Origin of the sequence: Campylobacter sp. IFREMER_LSEM_CL1085 (assembly GCF_025772235.1) — a bacterium.
GTDB lineage: Bacteria > Campylobacterota > Campylobacteria > Campylobacterales > Campylobacteraceae > Campylobacter_D > Campylobacter_D lari_D.
On record NZ_JAKMRU010000043.1, the window covers coordinates 1 to 1,085 of the forward strand.

1 protein-coding gene is annotated in these 1,085 nt (G+C 27.3%); it reads left to right on the forward strand.

Going from position 1 to position 1,085, the window contains the following annotated elements:
- Positions 1-175: 175 nt before the first annotated feature.
- Positions 176-1,085: PDC sensor domain-containing protein (locus tag L8W56_RS08715; protein ID WP_263660029.1), on the forward strand; the 910-nt coding region annotated here is incomplete at its 3' end.

Genomic DNA, 1,085 nt, shown 5'->3' on the forward strand with positions numbered 1-1,085 from the left:
ATTAATCGTCGAATTTTGTTTTTTAATATTGTGTTTTAAGAAAATTTATATTTATCCAATATTATTTATATAGATAATTTTTTATTAATATATCGTTTTTTTAAATTTATACTCCTATGAGATAATTTTTTCACTTTCAAAAAATAACTACAAATTTACATAAAAAGGAAAACCAATGAAAAGTGCGAAAATAAAAATCTCACTCATAGCAAATTTTATTGCTATATTTTGTCTACTTATTTTAGGCATTATAACTTTTGTTTTTGTAAAAGACTCTCTGTTTAAAGAAGTTATAAAAGCAGAACAAGATAAACTTATTTCTGCAAAAAATTTAACACAAAATTTTTACAACAACTCTTCAAGCGCATTAGAAAGATTTGCCCAAAGTATTTTACATCATCCATATGAAATTTTAGCCAACGAAGAAACATTAATAGAAGATGTTGGAATTCAGTTAAAAGCTGCAAAAGATATAGGCGATTATCAAGCTATTTATTTGGCAAAACCTGATGGGGAATTAGTTTTAAGTAACAAAGACAGCGATGCCAAAGGAGTAAATTATTTAATTTATGGAAAAGAGCAAAATTATGATGCAACTACAAGAGAATTTTATATAGCAGCTAGAAAGAAAACAGGTTGGAATGTAACTGATATTTATACAGATATAGCAACGGGACTTCCTACTTTTACCTATTCTATATCTTTAACTAAAAATGGTAAGTTTATAGGGGTTTTGGCTATCGATGTTTCTGTGAAGAAATTAGAAGATAGATTAAAACATTTACCAGGCTCATCTTTTGTTTTTGATAAAGCATTGTTTGCATTTGCTTCAACCGATGAAAACTATTTTGGCAAAGATAATAAAAATGTTGCTATTGTTGCTAAAGCTTTTAGTAAAGCAAAACCAGGTGAGGCGTTTTTTTATACTAATGAAATGGGTAAAGAAAAATTATCTATTTGCGATAAAATAGATTCAGATACTATCTGCAGTGTAACAGATATTGACAGCATAGAAGAATCTAGCAAGAAAATGGCCTATATTCAAATTACTGCAGTTATTGCAGCTAGTTTTATAAGTATCATTT